Raw genomic sequence first — 18,976 nt, 5'->3', positions numbered from 1 at the left:
GCCGGCTTGCCCATCGCCGCTCCCCTACGACCATCCAGGTGATCGTAGGAATTTCGCGATCAGGACACTAGTGGGCGATAGAAGCCATAGCTGCTGAAAAACACACCTCCGGTGCTTGATTATCTGCCGCACCCTCATTGCCGAACGATTTGGCCACCCAGATAATTACCAAAACTTTGGAATTGGGCAGCCTCAGCGTAATCCAGTTCAGGGAGGTTCGCAGTGGCAACCATCTTCGGTACGCGCGGCAACGACAGCATCCAGGGTACGGCTGGCCGGGACACGATCTTTGGCCGGCAGGGCAACGATCAGATCCGCGGCCTGGCCAGCAACGACCGCCTTTATGGCGAGGCAGGCGACGATCACCTGGACGGTGGCTCCGGGGACGACGTGCTGTTCGGCGGTGGCGGCCAGGACACGCTCTTGGGCGGCAAGGGCACCGACACCCTGCATGGTGGCGCCGGCAATGACTGGCTCACGGACGGCGATCCCGGCAGCCTGCTCCTCGGTGGCGACGGTGACGACCAGCTGGAAGGATCCGGCGTACTGCGTGGCGGCGCCGGCGACGATTTCCTCAGCAGTATCTGGCTGGATGGGGAAGGCGTGGACAGCGGCAGCTCCACGCTCTTTGGCGATGCCGGCGACGATCGGATCTTCGCCGGGAAGGAGGACGTGGCACGGGGCGGTGCTGGCAACGACACGATGTGGGCCAGCCAGTGGGGACCCAGCGAGCTCTATGGCGGAGTGGGCGACGACACGCTGATCAGCATGTCCACCTCCCAGGACCGGGCCATCCTCGTGGGTGGAGCTGGCATGGATACCTACGACTTCGTCTGGTACGCGGACGATGCGAACGCACTGGTCGTCGATGCCGTGGGCGGCTTCACGCTCTACGTCCAGAGCGGGCTCAACCAGCTGGACAGCAATGGCGACGGCCTGCTCACCGAGCTGGATGATCGGGTCTCGTTGGTCGAGGACACGTTCGGCGAGGTGACGCGACAGTCCCTGCAACTGGAGATCGCTCATGAATCCGGCGTCGGGATTCCGCCGACCATGAGCGACGTGACGCTGTTCGGCATCACCTCGATCTCGGCAGACGTGCTCAGCTCTGGCTGAGCGGTCGCTGTAGCGCCGGCTGCTGCCGAGGCGGCAGCCGGCGCCGAACAGTCATCTGCCCTTGTCCGCGTCTCTCTCGATTGTGTCATGGGCATCGAGCGCATTCGGCAGTCTGGGAAGCGCCTTCGATAGTTTGGTGTCCGGGATCTCAGGTGGGCTCGGCAAGGTCACGGGCTGGCTGGGCGATATTGGCAGTTCACTCGGCAGCATCGGCAAGGCCGCGACCAGTGTGCTCGGCACGATCGGCAAGATAGCGGGGGCGGCCGGGTCGGGAGCCGGCATCGGATCCCTGATCGGGTCCATCACGGGCGGGAACTCCACCGGCTCGACGATCGGCGGCCTGCTGGGCAGCGTGGCCGGTAGCCTGGGCGGCGCAGCGGCGGGCTCCGCCATTGGCGGCGTGGTTGCGGGCGGCGTGGGCAGTATCGTGGGTAGCGTGCTCGGGAACTCCATTCTCCCGATGGTCGGCGGCATCGCGGGCGGCCTGATCGGTGGCTTGTTCGGCAACGAGAAGCCATCCGACAAGATGATGAGCGCGACCCTGTCCTACCGGTCTGGCTCGATCACGTCGCTGGGCGGCAACCTGACCGGCGAGAAGTTCTCGAAGGAAAACCAGACGGCGGCGGTGAAGATCGCGAACACGATCGGACAGATGGCGCCGGCTCCAGAACACGACCGGCGGCCACCTGACCGATGGCGTGGCCGTCGAGGTCGGGTCGCGCGACGGCGTCAAGCTGCTGTTCGGCGCCGGCCAGAAGTCCGTGAAGTACAACAGCGTGGACTCACTCCTGAACGCCGCCTGGGCGCACATGCAGACCAAGCTGGTCGGCGGCGACAAGTCCAAGATCTCGACCATCAAGTGGGCCACCGGCGGCGATGGGATCTTCAGCCGGAGGACGTTGCTTGAGGTGGGTGAAGCCGGGCCCGAGCGGGTTCAAGTCAGCAAGCTCGGCGGCTCCTATGGTGGAGGTGGCGGCGGCATCACCACCAACATCAACATCCAAGGCCCGATGGTCGCGTCCGGCCTGACGATGAACCAGTTCAGCCGAGACTTGGTCGCCAACGTGGAGCGCGAGACTTTCCGGCGGCGGGGGCGGCGCGCTGGCTGAGGCGCCCTGGGCAATCGCATCGGCTGGACGCCAGCGATTCGACCGCAACCAATGCAACAAGAGGTGGCGTTGCGTCTGTTGCGGCTGATCTGGGCAATATCAGAAGTCCGTCCGAGGTATTATGTGCAACTACACGGAAGTTGTCAGTAAATCCCATAAATCGTGGAGTTATGGTCAGGCCTATTCTCCGGAAAATGGAATGAAAACTATTTTCTAGCTTGCACGGTCGTCGCAGATGTTCTTATCGTTTTCTCCATTCCGCACCGGAGACAAGTGACAGCTCGTCCCCGGTGCCTAACCTCACGCTGGAAAGGACATTCCATGCGCTCGGCTAAGCACGTCCATACCACCCCGCGCTCCGCGGCGCCCGCAGAGATGGCTGCCGATCCTTTGCCCCCTCTACCGCCGCAGGCTGCAGGGCATGCCGCTCAACCCGACTGGGTCGACTTCGACCTGCCGAAGCTTCGTCAGTTGTGGTGCGACCGAGAAGAAGCATCCGCGCGTGGTGATGAGGCGGCCGTGGACAGCATTCGAGGCCGGATCGCTGACCTTGAGGAACAGATCGCGAGCCGGCCATATGCGGGGCAGCGAGGGCTGTCGGCCTTAGCTGAGGTAGTGGGCAACTCGTTCGACAGCGCATCGATGGTGCCGTGTGATGATCCTCTGATCGTCGCGGTCATTCGCAATCTGCTGCACCACGCTCAGGAGAGCGGAGAGGGGAGCGAGGGCCTGTCCCAGGCCGTTGTTCCAGGCAGCATTCTTGAGCAGATGCTGAACAGCGAAGATCGAGCTGCCTGAACCCCGAGGCGCTGGCGAGTGGTCTCTCGCCAGCGCCTCGGGCGCCGATGCATGAGCCTGAAGGCCAAGTATCCAGGGGTGAAGTGCACTGCCCCAACGACCTGCGCGCCAAGATCGAGCTGATGCGCTTCTACGTGGGCCCGACCGGTCCTGGAGCGGACGACGACCTGGACACATCGGTCGCAGCGGGCTTCGATTACCTCTTCCCGCGCGGATAAGCGCGCCAGGAGGAGCGGCCTCGTGGGAGCCGCCCACCATCCCTTGAACAGCCGCCTCAGGGAGACTTGAGGCGGCTTTGCCTTCCAGCGAGATCCTCTGCTCTGCGGCATGTGCTGCTGAAGCTCGCCATTGCCCGCCCTCGTTCTTGATGTTCTCATTTTGTTCCCATAGCGTCGGCGCATGAACAACCTCCCGCCGAGCCACGATGGCGCCCGCGTCTGAGCTGCGCCTGCTGACCTTCCCTGCGGCTGCGCCGACACCGGTGCAGCCGAACGCCGGTCATCCGCCGGCTTCCGCACGGGCACAGACCGTGGCGAAGCTGCGCACGCGCATCCGGCAGATGGAGCGCGGCGAGCGGTCGTGCCAAGCAGTCTTGCCGTTCGGCGTGGCGGCGCTCGACCAGCGGCTGCCCGAGGGCGGCCTGCGCCTGGGTGCCCTGCACGAGGTGATCGGAGGCGGGAACGATGGCGCCTATGCTGCCGCGGCCGCGCTGTTCGCGGCCGGCATCCTGGCCAGGCTGGAAGGGCCGGTGCTGTGGTGCCTGACATATCCCGACCTGTTCGCGCCGGCACTCGCGGCGGCCGGCCTGCATCCCGACCGGGTGATCTATGCCGAGGCCGGGGATGAGACCGCGATCCTCCAGGTGATGGAGGAGGGCCTGCGCCATGGCGGGCTGGCCGGGGTGGTCGGCGAGACTGCCAAGCTGCCGATGACCGCGTCGCGCCGCCTGCAGCTCGCTGCCGAGACCAGTGGCGGCCTCGGCTTGGTGCTGCGCCGCTGGCGCCATGCCGAGACTGCCGCCCGGTTCGACCAGCCCAACGCCGCGGTCAGCCGCTGGCGGATCTCCACCTTGCCGTCCGCTCCCTTGCCGGTCGCCGGCGTGGGGCGGGCGCGCTGGCAGGTCGAACTGGTCCGCTGCCGGGGTGCTAAGCCCGGTTCCTGGGAATTGGAGGCCTGCGATGTGCAAGGTCGTCTCGCTGTTCCTGCCGAGCTGGCCGATCGACCGGCTGCGGCGGCAGATGGGCAGCACCGCGCCGCCGCCGGCTGAGCCCCTGGTCTTGAGCGGCCGTGATGGTGCCGCCCGGGCCATCCAGGCCGCCGACCTCCATGCCCGACGGCTCGGCCTGCATCCGGGCCTGCCGATCGCCCAGGCGCGCGCCAGGATACCCGGCCTCCACGTCCTAGACGCCGATCCCAAGGCCGACCATGCCGCCCTGGCGCAGCTCGCCGCCTGGTGCCTGAAGCGCTACAGCCCGGTCGTGGCCCTGGACCCGCCGGACGGCCTATGGATCGACGCCACCGGGGCGGGCCATCTGTTCGGCGGCGATCGGGCGATGCTGGACGACCTGGTCCGGCGCCTGGACCGCAGCGGGATCGCTGCCCGTGCCGCCATGGCCGATACACCGGGAGCCGCTCATGCGCTGGCCCGCCACGGCTACCAGCAGGTCACCATCGCCGACCGGCAGGTCAAGGAGGCCTTAGGCGTCCTGCCGATCGCCGCCTTGCGCCTACCGGTCGACTTGGTCCTGGCGCTGCGCAAGCTCGGCTTCACCCAGATCGGCGATCTCGCCCGCACCGCCCGAGCACCGCTTGCCTTGCGCTTCGGCCCCCTGATCGGCCGGCGCCTCGACCAGATGTTCGGTCATGAGCCGGAGCCGTTCGAGCCGGTGGCACCCACGGAGCTGGTCCGGGTCGAGCGTGTCTTCGCCGAGCCGATCGGCGCTCCCGAAACCCTGCAGCGCCAGATCGGCCTGCTCGCCGATGCTTTGTGCGCCACCCTGCGCCATCGCGCCCTGGGTGCGCGGCGCCTGGACCTCCTGTTCCACCGGGTCGACGCCGTCGTCTCAGGCATCCGCATCGGCACGGTGGCACCCAGCCAGGATCCGTGCCATCTCGCCCGCCTGCTGGCCGGCCGGCTGGAAACGATCGATCCGGGCTTCGGCGTGGAGCGGATGACGCTCACCGCGTCCCTGGCCGAGCCGGTGATCCTTCGCCAGGCCAGCAGCTTGGCGGCCGAGGCGCTACCCGAGATCACCTCCCTGATCGACACCCTCGCCAACCGCCTGGGTGCTGTCCGCCTCTACCGGGTCGCGCCGATCGAGAGCGACCTGCCCGAGCGGGCGGTGGCGAAGGTCGCGGCGCTGGCCCCGGCACAGACAGCAAGCTGGCCGGCTCTCCTGCTGCGCCCCATCCGTCTCCTGGCGGCACCTGAGCCGGTCGATGCCTTGGCTGCTCTGCCCGACCATCCACCGCGCTGGTTCGTCTGGCGCGGCATCCGCCGTGAGGTCGTGCGCGCCGACGGGCCGGAGCGGGTGTTCGGCGAGTGGTGGCAGGCGGATGCGGAGCGCCATTCGGTGCGCGACTATTTCCAGGTCGAGGACCAGATGGGCGCGCGCTTGTGGCTGTTCCGCTCCGGCGACGGCCAGGATCCCGCGACCGGCTCGATGCGCTGGTACCTGCACGGCCTGTTCGCATGACGGTTCATGCCGAGCTGCAGGTCACCAGCCATTTCTCCTTCCTGCGTGGCGCCAGCGCACTCGAGGATCTGTTCGCGGCCGCCTCCATGCTGGGGATCCCGGCGCTGGGCATCACGGACCGGAACAGCCTGGCCGGCATCGTCCGGGCCCATGAGGCGGCAAAGGCCACGGGTGTGCGCCTGGTGGTCGGTTGCCGGCTGGATCTGGCTGACGGCACAGTCGTGCTGGTCTATCCCACGGACCGCCCAGCCTATGCCCGGCTCTGCCGCCTGCTCACGCTGGGCAAGGGCCGGGCGGGCAAGGGCCGCTGCATACTCGACTGGGCGGATCTGGTCGCGCACGGCGAGGGACTGATCACCATCCTGGTGCCGGACGTGCCGGATCAGACATGCTGGAGGCAGATGGTCCGGCACCGCGATGCTTTCGACGATCGGGCCTATCTGGCGCTCACCCTGCGCCGCCGGCCGGGGGACGCAATGCGCCTGCATGGCCTCTCGGAGCTGGCTAATCGGGCCGGCCTGCCGACCGTCGCCACCGGTGACGTCCTATTCCACAGCCCGGACCGTCGGGCCCTCCAGGATGTCCTCACCTGCATCCGCCTGGGCTGCACGATCGACCAGCTCGGCTTTCGCCGGGAGCGGTATGCCGACCGGCACCTCAAGGGCCCGCTGGAGATGGCCAGGCTGTTCCAGGCCTATCCCGAGGCGGTGGTCCGCTCGCTGGAGATCGTCGAACGCTGCCGGTTCAGCCTGGACGAGCTGGCCTATCAATACCCCACCGAGGCTCTGATGCCTGGGCTGACTGCCCAGGAAGCGTTGGAAGTGCGGATACAGGAGGGCTTGGCCGAGCACTATCCGGATGGGCCGCCGAACCAGGTGACGACGAAGATCCGGCACGAGCTGCAGTTGATCGAGGAGCTGGGCTACGCGCCCTACTTCCTCACCGTGGATGCGATCGTCCGCTTCGCCCGCTCCAGGGATATCCTGTGCCAGGGTCGTGGCAGTGCGGCCAACTCGGTGGTGTGCTTCGTGCTGGGCATCACCTCGGTGAACCCGATCGAGCACGATCTCCTGTTCGAGCGCTTCATCTCCCAGGCCCGCAAGGAGCCGCCGGACATCGACGTCGACTTCGAGCATGACCGGCGGGAGGAGGTGATCCAGTGGATCTACCGAACCTATGGCCGCCACCGTGCCGCCTTGTGCGCTACGGTGATCCGCTACCGGGCACGGGGCGCCGTCCGCGACGTCGGCAAGGCCATGGGCTTGAGCGAGGACGTGGTGGCCGACCTGTCCAGCCAGATCTGGGGCTGGTCGGAGAACGGGGCCGAGGCCAGGCACGCGGAAGAGCTCAACCTGAACCTGACCGACCGCCGGCTGCGCCTGACCCTGGAGCTGGCAAAAGAGCTGATCGGCTTTCCCCGCCATCTTTCCCAGCATCCGGGCGGCTTCGTGCTCACCGAGGACCGGCTGGACGAGCTGGTGCCGATCGAGCCGGCGGCCATGGCCGACCGTTCGGTGATCGAATGGGACAAGGACGACATCGACACGCTGCGGTTCATGAAGGTCGACGTGCTGGGGCTCGGCATGCTCGGCTGCCTGCGGCGGGCCTTCGACCTTCTGGCCCAGCACAAGGGCGAGCAGGTCAGCCTGGCCACGATCCCGCGGGACGATCCGGCGACCTATGCCATGATCCGCAAGGCCAACACGCTGGGCGTGTTCCAGATCGAGAGCCGGGCACAGATGGCCATGCTGCCCAGGATGAAGCCGCGCTGCTTCTACGACCTGGTGATCGAGGTGGCGATTGTCCGGCCGGGCCCGATCCAGGGCGACATGGTCCATCCCTATCTGCGCCGCCGCGAGGGCAAGGAGCCGGTCGACTACCCCAAGCCCCAGCTGAAGAACGTCCTGGGTAAGACTCTGGGTGTGCCTCTGTTCCAGGAGCAGGCGATGCGGGTGGCGATCGAGTGCGCCGGCTTTTCCGCGAACGAGGCCGACCAGCTGCGCCGCTCCATGGCTACCTTCAAGTTCACCGGCGGGGTCAGCCATTTCCGCGACAAGTTGGTGAGCGGCATGGTCACCAACGGCTACAGCCAGGCATTCGCCGAGAAGACCTTCAGCCAGTTGGAAGGCTTTGGCTCCTACGGTTTCCCGGAGAGCCATGCCGCCAGCTTCGCCCTGCTCGCCTACGCCTCCTCCTGGATGAAGTGCCATCATCCGGAAGTCTTCTGCGCAGCGCTCCTGAACGCCCAGCCGATGGGCTTCTACGCGCCGGCCCAGATCGTGCGCGACGCGCTGGAGCACGAGGTCGAGGTGCGCCCGGTCGACGTCAACCACAGCGAGTGGGACTGCACCCTGGAGCCCTCCGAGCTGGGCCTGGCCGTCCGCCTGGGCCTGCGCATGGTCAAGGGGCTGGCCGAAGCGCAGGCACTCCGGATCGCCCAGCACCGGCCCTATGCCAGCATCGGCGATCTCTGGCGCCGGGCGGGCGTGCCGGTCGTGGCCCTGCAGCGGATCGCAGAGGCCGATGGCTTCTCAGGTTCGCTCGGCCTGGCGCGGCGCGAGGCCATCTGGGCGATCGGGGCGCTGCGCGACCAGGAGCTGCCGCTGTTCGCGACGGGCCCGGAACTGGTCGAGCCGGACGTCGCACTCGAGCCGATGACCAGCGGGGGTGAGGTCGTGGAGGACTATGCCACCACCGGGCTGACCCTGCGCCAGCACCCGCTGGCCTTCCTGCGGAACGACCTGGCCAGCACCGGCCATCGCCCCTGCCAGGAACTCGCGGCCGCACCCGACGGCAGCCGGTTGGCCGTGGCCGGCCTGGTCCTGGTCCGGCAGCGGCCGGGCTCGGCCAGCGGGGTCCTGTTCATCACGATCGAGGACGAAGGCGGCATCGCCAACCTGGTGGTCTGGCCCTCGGTGTTCGAGCGCTGCCGCCGGGTGGTGCTCGGCAGCCGAATGCTGGGCGTGTCGGGCCGGGTGCAGCGCCAGGGCGAGGTCATCCACCTGGTGGCCGAGCGGCTCGACGACCTGAGCGGGCTGCTGGCCAGCATCGGCTCGAGGAACCAGCCGGGGCATCCGTCACGGGACGCCGACATCCGCGACCTGCACCCTGGCTCGGGCATCCGGGTGCCGACGCGAGACTTTCGTTGAGGAGGAAAGTGATGCCGATGCTCGGGAGGAACGGCATCCGGCCGATGTTGCAAGGCAGGCATGCTGGCCATGGAACCGCTGGTGCGGGCCGTCGAGCAGATGGGTACGGCGCCGTGTCCGCAGTTGGTCCCACTGCTTGGCGGCGGCCGGCGCACATGACGGGCAGACTCGTGACCAGCGTGTTGGACGTCCCGCGACCCGCACTGTTGGCACTCACAGCGTAGCCTGCCATCCGGAGCTGATGCGGCTGCTGGCACCGGAGGGATCCACTACCTCAGTGTTGCCGTTGTCCTCGCGACCGACGGCAACCGTGACCATCGAATGTCGGTTCAAGCCAGCGCGTCGGGCATCAGGCACGTACCGGCCGAAGCGCTGGCGACCGCCTTACACGCGTGGCGCCATCTTGGCCCTGCTCCCGCCAAAGATCGTCGTCGTTCGCCCACATTCACGCTCCGAAGTGGGAACGAATGTGGGAACTCACATTCCAATTGGCTGTAAGCTCTTGAAAATACGCGAGGATTCCTGCTGCTTGGCGGAGGGAACGGGATTCGAACCCGTGAGGAGTTGCCCCCAACACGCTTTCCAGGCGTGCGCCTTAAACCGCTCGGCCATCCCTCCGGTTTCGGCTGGCGATGGCTTCTAGCGGCTGCCATCTTCCCCCGCAACCCGCAGCCGCCACCTGGAGCCGCGCTGTTGCCCTCTGGTCCGCCTTTGCCGCCGCCCGTTCCGCCCGCCGCCATGGAATCCGGCCAGGGCGCATGAGTGTCGGCGTCATCGGCCGGCTGGACCGGGGCTGCGGCATCCTGGTCACCATCCTGCCGCTCCTGTTCGTGCTGGGCCGGGCATTCGCCGACGGGGTGGTGATCCTGGTGGCGCTGGCGTTCCTGCTGCGCTCGGCCCTGCTGCGGGACTGGGGCTGGCTGCGCGAGCCCTGGGTGGTGGTGGCGCTGGCCTGGGTCGCCTGGCTGACCTTTGGCGGCCTGTTCTCCGCCGATCCCGCGCAAGCCAGCAAGAAGGGCCTGTTGCAGATCCGCTTCGTGCTGTTCGCGGCAGCGCTCGCCGCCGTGCATCTGCGCGACCCTGAGATCCGCCGGCGCTTCCTCCTGGCCCTGGCCGCTGCCGTCCTGCTGGTCGCGGCCGACTGCCTGGTGCAGGTCACCACCGGCTTCTCCCTGACCGGCCAGCCACTGCCCGAGGCCTACCGCCTGTCCGGCCCATTCTCCGCGCAGAAGGCCGGCACCTATCTCGGCAAGACCGGCTTCCTGGTTCTCCTGCCACTCCTGTTCCTGGCCGGCGAGCGGCGGCTGCCCGCGTGGGTGCCGCTCGCCTGCCTGCTGGCGCTGGGTCTCGTGATCCTCCTGACCGGGGAGCGCTCGGCGCTGCTCACCTTCGGCCTGGGCTGTTTCGTCTGCCTGGTCGGCCTGCCAGTGCTGCGCCGCTTTCTCCTGCCGGCCCTGCTGCTGGGGGTGGTGGGGCTGGGCGTGGTAGCGATGATCCACCCGATCCTGATCGAGCGCTTCGTCATCCATACCGTCGACGACCTCGACGGGTTCGCGGACAAGCGCTACGGCCAGATCCTGCGCAGCGGCCTGGCCCTCTTCGCGGAGCAGCCGGTCACCGGGATCGGTGTTTCCGAGTTCCCCAGGCGCTGCCCCGCACCGGAACTGGCCGCGATCGGGCCGGTCGAGATCCGCTGCGTGAGCCACCCGCACCATCCCTGGATGGAGATGCTGGTGGAGGGCGGGGTGGTGGCGCTGGCCTTGTGGCTGGGACTGCTCGCCGCCTGGTTATGGCGCTTCCGGCAAGCTGGCCGGCTGGTGCTGGTGGCGGGGGTGGCGGCCATGCTGCCGTTCGCCTGGCCGCTCATGACCAGCATGTCCCTGTTCACCACCTGGAACGCGGTGCTGTGGTGGCAGGCGGCGGCACTGTTCCTGGCACTTGCCCCGATGCGCGGGGCGGGCAGGCCGCTCAGGCCCGGCTGATGAGGCTCTCTACGATGGCGCGGCCCTCGGCCGCGAGGTCGCCCTGGGCGACCGGCCGGCCGGCACGCCGGTACCAGTAGCCGGCATTGCCGAGATCGCCCTCGACCCGGTGCAGCCAGGCATGCACCCAGTCGGCATCCGGCTGGCCCTCGTGCTCCTGGGCGATACCGTGCGCCTCGTCCCAGCGATCCGCCAGCCCGAACCAGACCGCGCGTAGGGCCGGCGCCAGGCCGTCCGGCGGTGCCGGGCCGTCCAGCGAGGCCAAGAAGGCGGCGGTATCGGGCGTGCTGGTCAATGGAGCTGGCCCCGCTCGCGCAGGTCGTTCAGTTGCGGCATGCGGGGCGCCGATTCGGCATGCTCCTGGGCCTTCTTGCGCTCCAGCTCCAGGATCGCCTTCTGCAGCTTCTCGAACGCGCGCACCTCGATCTGGCGCACCCGCTCGCGGCTCACCCCGTATTTCTCGGAGAGCTGCTCCAGCGTGGTCGGGTCCTCCTTCAGGCGCCGCTCGGTCAGGATGTGCTGCTCACGCTCGTTGAGCACCGACATGGCCTCGGCCAGGAGCGCCTCGCGATGGCCGCGCTCGTCCGCCTCGGCGACCGAGCGGTCCTGGGTTTCGCGCTCGTCCTCCAGCCAGTCCTGCCACTCGCTCTCGCCCTCGACCCGAAGGGGCGCGTTCAGCGAATGGTCCGGCCCTTCCAGGCGCCGGTTCATGTCGATCACGTCCTGCTCGGTGACCGCCAGCGTGTCGGCGATCGCGCGCACCGTGTCCGGGTGGAGGTCGCCCTCCTCCATCGCCTGCATCTGCGACTTCAGCCGGCGCAGGTTGAAGAACAGCTTCTTCTGCGCGGCCGTGGTGCCCATCTTCACCAGCGACCAGGAATGAAGGATGTATTCCTGGATGGCTGCCTTGATCCACCACATCGCATAGGTGGCGAGCCTGAAGCCGCGCTCGGGGTCGAAGCGCTTGACCGCCTGCATCAGGCCGACATTGCCCTCCGAGATGATCTCCGACATGGGCAGGCCATAGCCGCGATAGCCCATCGCGATCTTCGCCACGAGCCGCAGGTGGGAGGTCACCAGTTTGTGCGCCGCGTCGGAATCCTCGTCGTCGCGCCAGCGGCGCGCGAGCATGTACTCCTCCTCCGCCGACAGCATCGGAAACCGGCGGATCTCGTCGAGGTAACGGGACAGCCCGCTGCCTTCGAGGGCGACCGTCGGAAGACCGGCCATGGCACTCCTTCTCCTGCGCTTGCAAAGGGCCCGGCATTCCGGACCCATGGGGTCTAGATAGCGTACCCCGACCAACCTTGCCAGAAGAGCGGTGCCGTGGCGGCGGTTCCGCCGCAAGCCCGGACCTGCTCAGCCGGGCGGGCCATCCGCGACGAAGGTGCGCAGGACCTCGTCGAACAGGGGCGGCGGCGGCAGGTCGAATTCCAGGTGCTCGCCGGTCATCGGGTGGTCGAAGCCCAGCCGGCGCGCATGGAGCAGGATCCGGTCCAGCCGCTCGACCAGCGGCCGTGCCGCCTCCGGCAGGTCGCCGGTGCGCCTCGGGCCATAGAGCCGGTCGCCCAGGATCGGGTGGCCGAGGCTCGCCAGGTGGACGCGGATCTGGTGGGTCCGGCCGGTCTCCAGCCGGCACTCGACCCTGGCCGCGCGGGTACCGGCCGCCGCCAGCCGCCGCCAGTGGGTCACCGCGCGCTTGCCGCCGCTGCGCACGATCGCCATGCGCTTGCGGTCGAACGGGTCGCGGCCCAGCGGGCGGTCGACCGTGCCCTCGGCCTTGGCTGGCAGGCCGCGCACGATCGCCTCGTAGATCCGGTGGATCGAGTGGACGGTGAACTGGCCGGAAAGCAATGTGTGCGCCCGGTCGTGCTTGGCGACCACCATCACCCCCGATACGTCCTTGTCGAGCCGGTGGACGATGCCGGGCCGGGCCACGCCGCCGATGCCCGAGAGCGAGCCGCCGCAGCGCGCCAGGAGGGCGTTGACCAGCGTGCCGTCGTCATGGCCCGGCCCGGGATGGACCACCAGCCCGGCAGGCTTGGCGACCACGATCAGATGCTCGTCCTCGAACAGGACGCCTACCTCGATGTCCTGGGCGGCCGGGACCGCCGCCGTCGGGGGCGGCACGGCCAGCCGGTAACTCTCTCCGGCGCGGACCTTGCGCGAGGCCTGGCTCACCTTATGCCCATCGCGCAGGAGCTGGCCCTGGTCCAGGAGTGCCTGGATGCGCGAGCGGGACAGATCGGGTAGGACCGCGGCCAGCCAGGCGTCCAGCCGCCGCCCAGCATCGGCCGGCTCGACCACCAGCGCGAAGCTGGTGGGCGCGGCCCGGTCCACTGCGGCCTTGTCCGCCGCCGGCTTGTCTGCCACCGCCGCGTCCACGCGTGCATCCTGTTCGGAATCTTGATCCATGGGCGAGACCGCCACCCGCATTCTCCTGGGCTTCGTGATCGCCGGCGCGGTCGTGCTGGTGGCCGGAATCGTCCTTCTCATCTGGCTGCTCGCGACCGGCGCGCAAGGCCGGCGCGCTCCTGCCACCGACGCACCGCCCGTCGTCCAGCTCGCACCGGGCCAGCGCATCGTGGACCTGTCGCGCGGCCCCGACGACGTGGCCATCCTGCTGGAGGACGAAGCCGGCCGCCAGGTGCTGCGCCTGCTCGATCCGGACAGCGGGGCTGTCCTCCATGATCTGCCGGTGACCACCGCGCCATGAGCAAGGCCGCGAAGGGGGCCAGGGGCGAGGCGCTGGAGGTCCGGATCGAGGCCCTGGGCGGGCGGGGCGACGGCATCGCCCGGCTGGACGACGGCAGCCGCCTGTTCGTGGCCGGGGCCCTGCCGGGCGAGCGCGTCCTGGTCCGGCCGGAGCGGCACAAAGGCGAGCAGCGCGCCCGGCTCACGGCGGTGCTGGCGGCAGCACCCGAGCGGGTGGAGCCGCCATGCCCGCATTTCGGGCACTGCGGTGGCTGCCGGCTGCAGCATCTGGCATTGCCGGCCTATGCGGAATTTCTCGAACAGCGGATCCGGGCGGCGCTTGCGGCACGCGGCTTCCAGGACGTGCCGATCGAGCCGGTCGAGCTGTCCCCGCCCGCCAGCCGCCGCCGGCTGCGCCTGGCCTGGCGCCGCGTGGGCAAGAGCGTGGTGCTGGGCCTGCGCGAGGCCCGCTCCCCGCGGATCGTCGACCTGTCGACCTGCCTGATCGCCCGGCCAGCACTGGTGGCCCTGCTGTCCCCGTTGCGAACCCTGCTGGCCGCACTTGGCACGGCCGAGGGCGAGATCGCTCTGGAGGACAGCGAGACCAGGGTGGACGTGGTGGTGATCACCCAGAAGCCGCTCGCCACGCCTGACCGGATCCGGCTGGCCGCTGCCCTGCCGGAGCTGCCGGGCGTCTGCCGGATCTCCTGGCGGAGCGCTGCCGGCCGCGAGAGCGAGCCGGTCGCTACGGCGGCCGTCCCCTTCACGCAGCACGGCCCGATCCGCATCGAGCTGGCGCCCGGCGGCTTCCGCCAGGCCACCGATGCGGGGCTGGCGGCGATGCGCCGCTTCCTGAACCGCCATCTGGCCGGTGCCCGCCACGTGCTCGACCTCTACGGCGGCACGGGTGCTCTGGGCCTGGCCCTGGACCCGCTGCCGGCCCGGCTGGAGGTGGTGGAGGGCGACCAGGCGGCCACCGCCACGCTCGCCCGGGCACTGGGCCAGGGCATCAGGGGCAGCCGGGTGACGGTCCGGCACCGCGACCTGGAGCGGGACCCGCTCCAGCCGGCCGAACTGCGCGCCGTGGATGCCGTGATCCTGGACCCGCCCCGTGCCGGTGCGAGGCCGCAATGCCTGGCCCTCGCCGGGAGCCGGGTCGGCCGGATCGGCTATGTTTCCTGCGATTCCGGCAGCTTTGCCCGCGACGCGCGCATCCTGGTGGAAGGCGGCTACCAGCTGGCGGGCGTGCAGCCGATCGGCCAGTTCCTCTGGTCCGACGAGGTGGAACTCGCCGCGATCTTCCACCGCGAACCCGCTTGACCGCACCGCCCGGGCCCTGTAACCAGCGCCCCGACACCGCGACGTCCCCATCGTCTAGCGGTTAGGACGGCGCCCTCTCACGGCGCAAACAGGGGTTCGAGTCCCCTTGGGGACGCCAACCATTTCAATGGTTTAGGCGTCGGCTGCTGCTTCTGCGGCAGATGGTACGGCAGTCATACGGCAACCACATTCTGATGAGCTTCGCGGTACAGCGTTGCGTGTGGGCTGCGATATGCCTTACTTCGAACTTCTAGAAGCTTACTCGTTGAGCTCGGCACCGTTCATCTGCACCAATCTGCGGTGCCAGTCTCGATCCTCGATCTCCTGGCGGCAGATCCGCTCGGTGAGCGTAGCGGCTCTGCGGATCCGGTCCTCAGCGCAGAGGGCTGAGCAGGGAACGCGACCTGGCTCCACCTGGCGATGACACCAAGCGCACCTGACTGGTAGTTCGATCGGGGGCTTGGGAAGCTCCTCGTGCGGGAGGCGACAGGAGTTGCCGATACGCCCAATTTACATGCTGCACTGCGCGAGATGCCCGGGGCCGAAGATATAGGTGTAGACGGCAGGAACCTTCGGCAGCGCGCAGTGTCACAACTGTAGTCCCGACTTCAGAGGGGCAGTGACAGGACGCGGTTTCATGACATCCTTTCACGCAATCCTCTTGCGTGATCATCTTGCGCTCACTCGGCTGCTAATCACGCTGGTGAACGAGGCGAACCTCGCCGAATTCCGCTACGTTCAGAACATCCTGAAGACGGATGCGGCTGAGCTTGGCTGGGCACCCAGCGACGAACAGTGGCTGCTCCCAGGTCAGCCGCCACCGGGCGGCTGGTTGGTGTACGAGGCCGCCTACCGCTGGTGTCGCGATGGCTTCCAACGATCTTCAGACCTGTAGTCACCTCCTAGCTACCTTATGCATTGCCGCTGGCTGTGATGGTTCGGTCTGTAGCGGCAGCGCGCTCTACGGCCAGGAACACGTCTCGTGTGTCTTTCCCGTGACCGTACTGCTCAACTAATCCAACCAGCCTCTGAGCTCCCACCCGCTCCAGCAGCGCGTCGTACCGGGCCCGGCTTTGCGTTGCCAGCAGTGCTCCGGCGCTGAGCCGCGCCAGCTCGATCGACTCGGCCGGCGCCGCTGGCTCGATCACTGCGACATCCTGCCACCGCCGCTGCTCCAGCCAGTTGGCGGGGTGCGGAATGAATCGGTCCTGCGTGCCTTCGGTCCGCCAGGCAGCCGCAGCCGCCTTCACCGCTGTCAGCAGCACATCGGCTCCCGCCTCAGCCCGAGCTCGCCGGTAAGCCTCCAGCGTCGCCTTGCGGCCGATCTTCCGCGGATAGGCCTGCCACCAGACCTCGAACTCCTCGAGCACACGCTCGTCCCCCGGGAGGGGGACTGTAGGGGGTGAGTCTTTGGTTTTGGTATTTGGTTTTGGATAGCCGTTGATGTGCCCCTCGTTTGCTGCCTGATGTGCTGGGGCCGTCTCTCGCTCCGCCAACGGCTTAGCGTCCCGAGCATGGCGCGCCGCCTTCTGGCGTTTCTCCGAAATCGCTCCGAGCCTTTCGCGCACGGATTGCTGCTTCTTCTGCGTCCAGCTGCCGTCCTGGATCCGCCAGAACGGCGCCAGGACCGGGCGCAGGCGCTTCCTCCAGCGCTCGGGCGTGACCTTGGCCACGCGCGCCAGGAAGGCGTCGTCGTCACGCAGGGAGCAGCCGGGCGAGCGCCAGGCGGCGAACAGGAGCAGCAGGTAGGCACCGTGCTCCTCGGTGGTCAGGTGGGTTGTGTCGGCGAGATAGGCGTCCGTGTAGAACGGCATCGCCGGGAAGTCGGCCATGATGGGTTCCCATGCGCCATGGATCGCCAGCGGCATGGCCGCGGCGGGATCGACAGGGCGCGGATGAAGAGAAAAGGGGCCGCCCCTAAGATGCGCGGCGGGGCGGCCTGCTGAGCTCTGCATCGACCAGACCGCCTGCAGGTTAGGCGGCGGCCTTATTGGGTTCGCCGAAGCTCGACGCCCATGCAGTGCGCGATGAACGCGCCTGCATCAGCTTCGATAGACCGGTTTGCCCAAAAGGTCTGCAGAACTTTCGGTCTACAACCGCTTAGAAGGCGGTAGGTCGAGCATGCCCGTCGGTGGCAGGCTGGACGCGCTGCCAGGGGCCCTGCATCGGGTGGCACTCATGCTTCCGCCCCCTTTCGGGTGCGGGCACGCTTCTTGGTCGTCACCGGCAGCGGCCGGATCGGCACGACCTCGCAGCGCCCCTGGATCACCCCGGCGAGCCGCGCCTCGATCAGCTCGACGTCGCGATCCTCATGGTCGCTGCCGGATCTCTCGATCCAGTCGGCGAAGCGCTGCAACTGCCGGCGTGCCTCCGGGTCATCCAGCGGCACCGTGCAGGCCTTCTCGACCAAGCGGAACATCATGGCGCGTCGCTTGACGATCCGCTCCACCGCCTTCTCGTGGCGCTCGCTGCCCTCTGGAACATGCCGGAGGTTGTGCATGGACCAGTAGTTCTGGTCATGCGCGGCTAGCCAGTCCAGGCACAGGGTGCTGATCCGTCCGGCCGCACTCCGATCGAGCCTCGCCACATCCGTGCAATGGGCGGCCGCCACGGCAACCTTCATGGCTATGCGCTTGAAGCTGTCGTCGCTCATGCCACGCCTCCCACCACCAGGTGCTCTATGTCGTCCAGGAAGCCTTCCAGGAGCCGTCCCTGCTCACCTTCCCAGGGATCGTCCTGGCAGCACTCGCGGAGGAACTCGAGCTTTGCCTTGATGTCCGCTCGGCTCCGGCTCGGCGTCTTCACGATCTCCGCGTCCAGGTCGTTGTACAGATCTTCCAGTTCGTCATGGAGATCGGGATGCTCGAACTCGTCCAGGGCATACCACTGACGATGGATCCTCTGACGCTCGCGCCACAGGGCCGCCACCTCTCTAGGTGGGGTCATGGGGGCGCCGGCAGCTGTGGAAGCAGTGACGCCGATCACCGATGCTCCGCCAGCTTGGGCGAGCAGTGTGCGGCGGGACGTGGTATGGAAATGGTTAGCCGATCGCATGGACAGCAACTCCTGCGTGAGGTCAGGCCCGGCCGGAAGCTACCACACGTCCGGTCGGGCCACTTGTGATGTAACGCCAGTGACGCTACGGTCGGTCTACGATCCATGTCAAGACACTGTCGTTACATGACCCAGCGCTTGAAGACGGCCACGTTGAATCTTCGGATCAGCCCGCAGCTGAAGGCAGCCGCTGAGAAAGCTGCTGCGGATGACCACCGGTCCCTAACGTCGCTGATCGAGAAGCTGCTGTCGGAGTGGCTGAGGGGCCGCGGGTACATGCCCTCTGACTCCAAGGAGTAAGAATACCAACGCTGGTTCATCGCTGAGAACGGCGGTGGGCCCGGTGTGCGACTGAGGAAGCCAAGCACCCACCTGATCGAGGCAGGTCTAAAGGCAGAAAGCAAAGGCGAGCCTCCAACTGCTGAAGAGGCTCCTGCTAGGACGGCAACCTCGCCTTGAACACCAGCGGCTCCAGGAGCACGGGCGATGGCTGAAAACGCGGCGAAGAGCGTTATTCTGGCGGCATTGGCGGATGGGCACGAGCTATCAGGCCCAGCGCTGCGCGAGCGCGCGGAGTTGAGCGACGAAGATTTTTATGAGGTGATCCTGCAGTTGGAGACGGACCGGCGGGTGAAGAGCCGCTGGGCAGTTGGCTTGAGCCCCATGGTGCGTCTCTACCGGCTTGCAGGCGTCGAGATTGCTCCTGGCGCTTAGGACACAATAGCAAGATGGTTTGGCGATAATCGTGCTATAAAGCACGAATGACCCCAGACAGTGGCCTGCGTGTAGGCCAAGTTTTCTGCCCCGGCAAAAGTGCAGAAACCGGAACGTTTGATCGACGCATCGTCGTCATCAGCCCGCGCCACGTGCTGTACGATGTTCTGAACGACCAGAATCCACCTGACCTTGCCCCCTGAAATGCCTTCGGTCTGAAGCTAGGGTCCGTCGATCAGGAGACGGACGATGAAGAAGAGCCGGTTCAGCGAGGAGCAGATCATCGGGATCCTGAAGGAGGGTCAGGCCGGGCTGCCGGTTGCCGAGATCTGCCGGAAGCACGG

At 67.8% G+C, this 18,976-nt stretch carries 20 protein-coding genes and 2 tRNA genes; 15 read left to right on the top strand and 7 right to left on the bottom strand.

Translation table 11 applies throughout. From position 1 onward, the window contains the following. Positions 1 to 222 precede the first annotated feature (222 nt). The 8 genes from HLA95_RS25195 to HLA95_RS25160 all read left to right on the top strand — a co-directional run bounded on the left by HLA95_RS25195 (position 223) and on the right by HLA95_RS25160 (position 8,868). Positions 223 to 1,116 (top strand): calcium-binding protein, encoded by an 894-nt coding sequence (locus HLA95_RS25195; protein ID WP_191061215.1) that lies wholly within the window; start codon positions 223 to 225, stop codon positions 1,114 to 1,116. Between the two features lie 136 nt (positions 1,117 to 1,252). Then, positions 1,253 to 2,023, top strand: a complete 771-nt coding sequence (locus tag HLA95_RS25190; protein ID WP_191061214.1) for a hypothetical protein — start codon at positions 1,253 to 1,255, stop codon at positions 2,021 to 2,023. Next, positions 2,016 to 2,225, top strand: a complete 210-nt coding sequence (locus HLA95_RS25185; protein WP_222184909.1) for a hypothetical protein — start codon at positions 2,016 to 2,018, stop codon at positions 2,223 to 2,225. Before HLA95_RS25190 ends, HLA95_RS25185 begins: the two co-directional genes overlap by 8 nt. A gap of 375 nt (positions 2,226 to 2,600) precedes the next feature. Continuing rightward, positions 2,601 to 3,023, top strand: coding sequence for a hypothetical protein (locus HLA95_RS25180; protein ID WP_222184908.1), 423 nt, complete (start codon positions 2,601 to 2,603; stop codon positions 3,021 to 3,023). A 47-nt stretch (positions 3,024 to 3,070) separates the two neighbouring features. Then, positions 3,071 to 3,241, top strand: a complete 171-nt coding sequence (locus HLA95_RS25175) for a hypothetical protein (RefSeq protein ID WP_191061211.1) — start codon at positions 3,071 to 3,073, stop codon at positions 3,239 to 3,241. A gap of 341 nt (positions 3,242 to 3,582) precedes the next feature. Then, the gene (locus tag HLA95_RS25170; protein ID WP_222184910.1) at positions 3,583 to 4,290 is read left to right on the top strand and encodes an ImuA family protein; all 708 of its coding nucleotides are present in this window, start codon (positions 3,583 to 3,585) and stop codon (positions 4,288 to 4,290) included. Continuing rightward, positions 4,202 to 5,719, top strand: coding sequence for a Y-family DNA polymerase (locus tag HLA95_RS25165; protein ID WP_191059476.1), 1,518 nt, complete (start codon positions 4,202 to 4,204; stop codon positions 5,717 to 5,719). Before HLA95_RS25170 ends, HLA95_RS25165 begins: the two co-directional genes overlap by 89 nt. Further along, positions 5,716 to 8,868: an error-prone DNA polymerase gene (locus tag HLA95_RS25160; RefSeq protein ID WP_191059475.1), complete on the top strand. Its 3,153-nt coding sequence runs from the start codon at positions 5,716 to 5,718 to the stop codon at positions 8,866 to 8,868. Before HLA95_RS25165 ends, HLA95_RS25160 begins: the two co-directional genes overlap by 4 nt. 530 nt (positions 8,869 to 9,398) lie before the next feature. Here HLA95_RS25160 and HLA95_RS25155 read toward each other — a convergent pair. Then, positions 9,399 to 9,486, bottom strand: a tRNA-Ser gene (locus HLA95_RS25155). Positions 9,487 to 9,626: 140 nt separating this feature from the next. Between HLA95_RS25155 and HLA95_RS25150 the strand changes: the two genes are divergently transcribed. Next, the gene (locus HLA95_RS25150; RefSeq protein WP_191059474.1) at positions 9,627 to 10,850 is read left to right on the top strand and encodes an O-antigen ligase family protein; all 1,224 of its coding nucleotides are present in this window, start codon (positions 9,627 to 9,629) and stop codon (positions 10,848 to 10,850) included. Here HLA95_RS25150 and HLA95_RS25145 read toward each other — a convergent pair. From HLA95_RS25145 to HLA95_RS25135, 3 genes are all read right to left on the bottom strand, one after another. After that, entirely contained in the window at positions 10,837 to 11,145 is a 309-nt protein-coding gene (locus HLA95_RS25145) for a hypothetical protein (protein ID WP_191059473.1), read from the bottom strand. The two genes, HLA95_RS25150 and HLA95_RS25145, sit on opposite strands and share 14 nt — an antisense overlap. After that, positions 11,142 to 12,080, bottom strand: coding sequence for an RNA polymerase sigma factor RpoH (rpoH, locus tag HLA95_RS25140; protein ID WP_191059472.1), 939 nt, complete (start codon positions 12,078 to 12,080; stop codon positions 11,142 to 11,144). The genes HLA95_RS25145 and rpoH overlap by 4 nt, the downstream gene beginning before the upstream one ends. A 129-nt stretch (positions 12,081 to 12,209) precedes the next feature. After that, a complete protein-coding gene (locus HLA95_RS25135; protein WP_322100168.1) occupies positions 12,210 to 13,223 on the bottom strand; it encodes an RluA family pseudouridine synthase in 1,014 nt (337 codons plus the stop codon). 40 nt (positions 13,224 to 13,263) lie between these two features. On the opposite strand from HLA95_RS25135, the gene HLA95_RS25130 reads away from it, so the two are divergent. The 4 genes from HLA95_RS25130 (at position 13,264) to HLA95_RS25115 (ending at position 15,759) form a co-directional block, all read left to right on the top strand. Then, the gene (locus HLA95_RS25130; RefSeq protein WP_191062554.1) at positions 13,264 to 13,566 is read left to right on the top strand and encodes a DUF6476 family protein; all 303 of its coding nucleotides are present in this window, start codon (positions 13,264 to 13,266) and stop codon (positions 13,564 to 13,566) included. Beyond that, positions 13,563 to 14,864 carry a class I SAM-dependent RNA methyltransferase gene (locus HLA95_RS25125; RefSeq protein WP_222184906.1) on the top strand — a complete coding sequence of 434 codons (1,302 nt, stop codon included), beginning with the start codon at positions 13,563 to 13,565 and terminating at the stop codon, positions 14,862 to 14,864. Before HLA95_RS25130 ends, HLA95_RS25125 begins: the two co-directional genes overlap by 4 nt. Positions 14,865 to 14,907: 43 nt before the next feature. Then, positions 14,908 to 14,982, top strand: a tRNA-Glu gene (locus HLA95_RS25120). A gap of 519 nt (positions 14,983 to 15,501) precedes the next feature. Beyond that, a complete protein-coding gene (locus HLA95_RS25115; protein WP_191060966.1) occupies positions 15,502 to 15,759 on the top strand; it encodes a hypothetical protein in 258 nt (85 codons plus the stop codon). A gap of 16 nt (positions 15,760 to 15,775) precedes the next feature. Here the strand turns inward: HLA95_RS25115 and HLA95_RS25110 are convergent, their stop codons facing one another. The 3 genes from HLA95_RS25110 to HLA95_RS25100 form a co-directional block, all read right to left on the bottom strand. Further along, positions 15,776 to 16,696: a DUF1376 domain-containing protein gene (locus tag HLA95_RS25110; RefSeq protein WP_222184905.1), complete on the bottom strand. Its 921-nt coding sequence runs from the start codon at positions 16,694 to 16,696 to the stop codon at positions 15,776 to 15,778. Positions 16,697 to 17,040: 344 nt separating this feature from the next. After that, positions 17,041 to 17,517, bottom strand: coding sequence for a hypothetical protein (locus HLA95_RS25105; RefSeq protein WP_191060964.1), 477 nt, complete (start codon positions 17,515 to 17,517; stop codon positions 17,041 to 17,043). Then, positions 17,514 to 17,810, bottom strand: coding sequence for a hypothetical protein (locus HLA95_RS25100; protein WP_191060963.1), 297 nt, complete (start codon positions 17,808 to 17,810; stop codon positions 17,514 to 17,516). The genes HLA95_RS25105 and HLA95_RS25100 overlap by 4 nt, the downstream gene beginning before the upstream one ends. Before the next feature lie 594 nt (positions 17,811 to 18,404). On the opposite strand from HLA95_RS25100, the gene HLA95_RS25095 reads away from it, so the two are divergent. Continuing rightward, positions 18,405 to 18,632 (top strand): hypothetical protein, encoded by a 228-nt coding sequence (locus HLA95_RS25095; protein ID WP_191060962.1) that lies wholly within the window; start codon positions 18,405 to 18,407, stop codon positions 18,630 to 18,632. A 249-nt stretch (positions 18,633 to 18,881) separates the two neighbouring features. Then, on the top strand, positions 18,882 to 18,976 hold a 95-nt coding region (locus HLA95_RS25090), incomplete at its 3' end, for a transposase (protein WP_222183311.1).

This window comes from Geminicoccus harenae, from assembly GCF_019800005.1.
GTDB classification, from domain to species: Bacteria; Pseudomonadota; Alphaproteobacteria; order Geminicoccales; family Geminicoccaceae; genus Geminicoccus; species Geminicoccus harenae.
The sequence above is the reverse complement of the archived record's forward strand: the minus strand, read 5'-3'. Positions and strand labels throughout refer to the sequence as shown.